The organism is Pseudarthrobacter sp. DSP2-3-2b1, from assembly GCF_049895945.1.
GTDB lineage: Bacteria > Actinomycetota > Actinomycetes > Actinomycetales > Micrococcaceae > Arthrobacter.
On record NZ_JAFCTI010000018.1, the window covers coordinates 1 to 5,031 of the forward strand.

Sequence of the window (5,031 nt, forward strand, 5' to 3'; positions counted from 1 at the left end):
CCTGCGCATTGATCCGAGTAGTCAGAGCCAGCGTATCCAGCCAACCATCAGCCTCCCGGCGCAACGGATCATCATCACAATGCGGGGCGGACTCAACGCCGGACACAATAAGATCCAGCGCAGCGACAGAGGCCTTGATGGCTTCCACCGCCTCAACCGCCGCTCTGCTTCCCATACCCAAATCATCCCGCGAGGCGCTGACATTAACGGCGAGGTTTCATGCCTATGTGGATAACTTACGGCCACGGCGGACAGAGACGAGTCGGCAGGCCGCGCTGTGACTCGCTCACGTTAGAACGTGCAAGATCAGCCCGTAATAAGGCTCGATTCGTGACCAGCTCAGTCCTTGAATAGCCCTGCCAGGTCCTCGGCTGTGATGGATCCGCCGGACAGGGCATCGCCCTCCATGACGTCCGCGAACAGCTGCGACTTCCGGGCCTTCAACGCCATGACCTTTTCCTCGATCGTGTCCTTGGCAACCAGCCGGTAGACCATCACGTTCCGAGCCTGGCCGATCCGGTGTGTCCGGTCCACGGCCTGCGCTTCGGAGGCGGGATTCCACCATGGGTCCAGCAGGAAGACGTAATCGGCTTCGGTCAGGTTCAGGCCAAATCCGCCGGCCTTCAAGGAGATCAGGAAGACAGGGGCCGTGCCGTTCTTGAATTCGTTGACGACGTCGGTCCGGTTGCGGGTGCCGCCGTCGAGGTAGCAGAACTCGATCTTCTCCTCCACAAGCCGTTCCCGGACCTTGCCGAGGAAGCCGGTGAACTGGCTGAATATCAGGGCGCGGTGGCCCTCGGCCACCAGGTCCTCCAGCTGCTCGAACAGCACATCCAGCTTCGAAGAACGGACCCCGGACAACGACGGGTCCACCAAGGAAGCGTCCAGGCTGAGCTGCCGCAGCAGGGTCAGGGACTGGAAGATGGTGAACCGGTTCTTGTTCACGTCCTCGATCAGGCCAAGGATCTTCTGCCGCTCGCGCTGCAGGTGCGTCTGGTAGACCTTTTGGTGGCGCGGGTTGAGCACCACCTCCAGGATCTGTTCCTGCTTGGGCGGCAGGTCCTGGATGACCTGGTCCTTGGTGCGGCGCATCATCAGGGGACGGACCCGACGGCGGAGCTTGTCCAGCTGCCCCTTGTCGCCGTTCTTCTCCACCGGCTTCTGGTAATACTCAGCAAACCGCTTGGGGCTCGCGAAGAGGCCCGGCGCCACGATCGAGGTCAGCGCCCAGAACTCCATCAGGTTGTTCTCCAGCGGCGTGCCGGTGATGGCCAACTTGAAGGCAGCCGGCAGTTTCCGGGCGCACTGGTACGCCTTGGACTGGTGGTTCTTGACGAACTGCGCTTCGTCGAGCACCAGGCCGGCCCAGGTCTTGGAGGCGTAGGAGTCGTAGTCGATCCGGAACAGGGCGTAGGACGTGATCACGATGTCCGCGCCGGCAAGCTCAACAGCTGCATCCTGGCCGTTCTTGGCAAAGGTCTCACCAATTGTCCGGACCACCAGCCCGGGCGCAAAGCGTGCCGCTTCGGCCGCCCAGTTGCCCACCACGCTGGTGGGGGCGACCACCAAAAAGGGAGTGCCGCCGTCGGGCGCGGGAGCTGGACCGGTGCCGCCGTCGGGCGCGGGAGCCGTACCCCCGTCGAGCGCTGGCCCTGTACCGCCCGGAACAACACCCAGCTCCTTCGCCGCGCACATCAGGGCGAGGGCCTGGACGGTCTTGCCCAGGCCCATGTCGTCAGCGAGTACCCCGCCCAGGCTGTGCCGGTACAGGAAGCTAAGCCAGTTGAAGCCCTCCAGCTGGTACGGCCGCAGTTCGGCATTCAGAGTAGCAGGCAGCGGCAGCCCGTTGATCCCGCCCTCGAGCAGACCGCCCACCGCCTCACGCCACGCGGCCGCCTGCTGGTCCACGATGCCGAGGTTCGCCAGCTCGTCCCAGAGCCCGGCCTGGAAACGGCTGATCTGCAGCGGGGCATCCTTGTTGTCCTGGAGGGAGCGTGCCTCCTCGATCAGGGCGCGCAGCTGGTGAAGTTCGGGGAGGTCCAGGGAAAAATAGGCGCCGCTGGGCAGCAGCATTTTGGTCTGGCCCGCGGCAAGGGCGGAGAACACAGCCGCAAACGAAACCGGCTGGCCCTCCAGGGAGATCTGGATGCCAAGATCGAACCAGTCGCGCTGTTCGGTGGCCTTGGTGGAGACCGAGATGACGGGCGCTTCCTCGGCCTCGCGGTAATTGGCGATGTCGCCGGCGGTGTCCACGTCCACGTCGCGGGCCTGGCGGAGCAGTGGCAGGACGTCCTCGGTGAAGGCAAGGGTGTCCAGGCCATTCAGCTCCACGGACGCAGCCAACCGGGGTGTGCCCCAGCCGCCGGTGGCCGATTCGCCGAGGGCAGGCACGATGTCCCACGGCTGGCCGATGCCTTCCAGGATGCGGGCTTCGGCGGGGTCGTCGCGGTAGCCGTGATCGCCGGGGTGGCGCCATAGGGGCTGGGCTGTCACCAGGTTTCCGGACTTGTAGTGCCACTCCCAGTGCAGCCGGACCTTGTGATCGGCGCCGTAGTTAGCCAGCAGCGAAAGCGTGGGGACTGCCAGCGTGGGCAGCTCAACCGACTCGTCCTTGGCGGTGATCCGTGCGGCCTGTTTGAGCTTGGGGTAGAAGCCGGTGAGGAAGCGTGTCTCGTCCCTGGCAGGAATCTGCAGGGTGCTGCCGGCCGTGACGAACGCCAGCAGTTCCTCGCTCAGCCCGTTTTCCAGCGGCGCCAGGGTAATTACGTGGTCCGCGTCGGCGCCGGGCAGTGTGTCCCCGCCGGAGGTGAGGAAAATGCCGTGGGCAGGGCGCCCGATGGTCCCCACGGAGGCCGGATCAACCTCAACCCCGTCAACGGTGACGGTGGGCGCGAGCTCCAGCCCGCCGTCGTCGGACGCTGTAGCAGTACCGCCGGGAGACCCCTGAGTGGCAGTGCCGACGGCAGCGTCCGGGCTGACCGGGGTGCCGAACCGGCTGAGGTTAAGGCCGACGGCGGCGGGAGACTCGGCGAGCCGCACCGGCTCGGGGCCGCGGCTGTGGACCAGGTTGAGGCCGATCTTTTTGGCGTCAGCCAGCAGGCTCCAGAGGTTCTTGCCGGCGAAAGTGTTCAGTCCCAGCCAGAGGGCGGACGAGTTGTGCAGGCGGTTGGCGGCAGCTGTGTGCGCAGCCAGGAACTCCTGCATCCACTCCACATGCATTTCGTTGCATTCACGGCGGAAATTCAGGTAGCTCAAGGTGTTCCAGGAAACGTCACCGCGGATCCATTTGCCCTTCGAACCCATGATGACCGGGCGGGCCTTGAGCTGGCGGACGCTCCGAAGCGGATCGCGCCGGCCTGTGTAGGAGAAGTGCGGCGCCGGCTCCTCAACATCGAACTGGAGCGCCAAGGGGATGCCGTTGCTCGACGGCGTGATGCCGGGCTGCGAGATCAGCGGGCTCAGCGCCTGCTCCCAGTCCGCCAGTTCGAGGGCGGCGGGCTGGCGTGAGAGCCGGGAGACATCGGCCGGAGTGAGCAGCTGCACGCGGATGGCAGGGTTGTCCTCGGCCGCGAAAAGCAGTGCGGCCACGTGCTTGCAGTCCTTGCGGACAGGGCAGCTGCAGACACCAACGGTGCAGCTCCAGCCGCCGGCTTTGCGGACCAGCTTGGCCGTGGTGGAGTACGGCACGTCCGAGCCGCCCCGGACCTTGCCGAGCATCAGTCCGGTGGCGGCGTCAAACGAGATCCCGGAAACGCGGCTTCCCATGGCATAGGCCAGTCCGGCCGCGAGGGAGCGGTCGTTGATGGCGGGGGTCTGTATTGCCAGTGCCGCACTCTCGTCCGGTTGGGATGGCATGGTGCGCGCTACTTTCAGCTGGCCGCGGGGGACCAGTGTCCGATCGATGGTTATCTGCTCCATCTTAGTTCGCCCGGAGGAGCACCACCGCGCCGGCCCTTTTGCCATGTGGACAACACGCACCGAAATCTTCGCCTGACGTTCACTTCCGCCTCAACATTCCGCCGTTCCAGCCCACGTAGCGTGAAAGTGTCCCGAGCATCACCGAAGCCAACAGTTGTGAGGAAACACCATGACCACGAGCCAGCACCCGGTTGTCCTGACCACCGCCAGCATCGAAGCCGGCAACGAGGAAGTCGTCGATGCGAACGTCCATGTAGTGAACGCCATGTACGCGAAACTGCTCGACGCCGCTGAGATCGCCCCCGCCGCCCTGGGCAGCTACTACGTGGACTTCTACGTGACGCAGTCCCTGGAGGGCGGGTTCGCCCAGTACGTTTTCACCGCGGACCGGGAAGAAGTGGATCCCCTCATCCGCGAAGGCCTCGCAGGCATGGGTGCAACGGCGCACCTTGACCTCTTCAACCGCACCGTTGAAGCGTTCGACGCCCTGTCCGAGGAGGACGAGGAGCGCTACCTCGACGGCGACCTGGACACCGAGGAAGAGTCCACCGACGGCGTGCGCACGCTGGAGGAGCTGGACGGCGAGTTCGAGGAACTGTTCGAAACCGAGAACATCACGGCCCTGAATGCGTCCTGGCTTCTCGGCCAGGACGGGCTGCTGGTCCTTGACGAGGAAGAGCTTGCGGCGTACATCGAGCGCCAGGTTGCGCTGATCCCGGACCTGGAGGAGCGCCAGGCCCGGGCGGACGCAGAGGCACTGGAAGACGCCCCGGGTTTCGAGATCATCATCCGTGAACTGTGTGATGTTGCAGGCTACGAACTCCAGAAGATCACCATGGGCGATCCGAACTACCTCCACAACGGGGAGGAGACGCTGGCGTGGCACTTCGCCACCGATCACGGCGATTTCATCATGGTCGAAGAGGACGATGAGGCGTTCATGATCAACCCGGAGACGCAGGAAATCGTTGCAGCCGTTGAGTTCGAGGAAGCCGACGACGACGAGATGGCCGACGCGTAGTACCACCACCGACGGCGGGGCGGGCACCATTAAACCCCAAAGTGTACCCCCCCCCGCCGCCCCGGTGTGGGTGTTGTTGGGGACGGGGTGGG

The 5,031-nt window shown here is 64.9% G+C and carries 2 protein-coding genes; one reads left to right on the plus strand and one right to left on the minus strand.

Annotation, left to right across the window (positions count from 1 at the left end):
- Positions 1-339 precede the first annotated feature (339 nt).
- A complete protein-coding gene (locus ACP7AX_RS17695; RefSeq protein WP_426228314.1) occupies positions 340-3,855 on the minus strand; it encodes an SNF2-related protein in 3,516 nt (1,171 codons plus the stop codon).
- A gap of 232 nt (positions 3,856-4,087) precedes the next feature.
- On the opposite strand from ACP7AX_RS17695, the gene ACP7AX_RS17700 reads away from it, so the two are divergent.
- Positions 4,088-4,939 (plus strand): DMP19 family protein, encoded by an 852-nt coding sequence (locus ACP7AX_RS17700; protein ID WP_426228316.1) that lies wholly within the window; start codon positions 4,088-4,090, stop codon positions 4,937-4,939.
- Positions 4,940-5,031 lie beyond the last annotated feature (92 nt).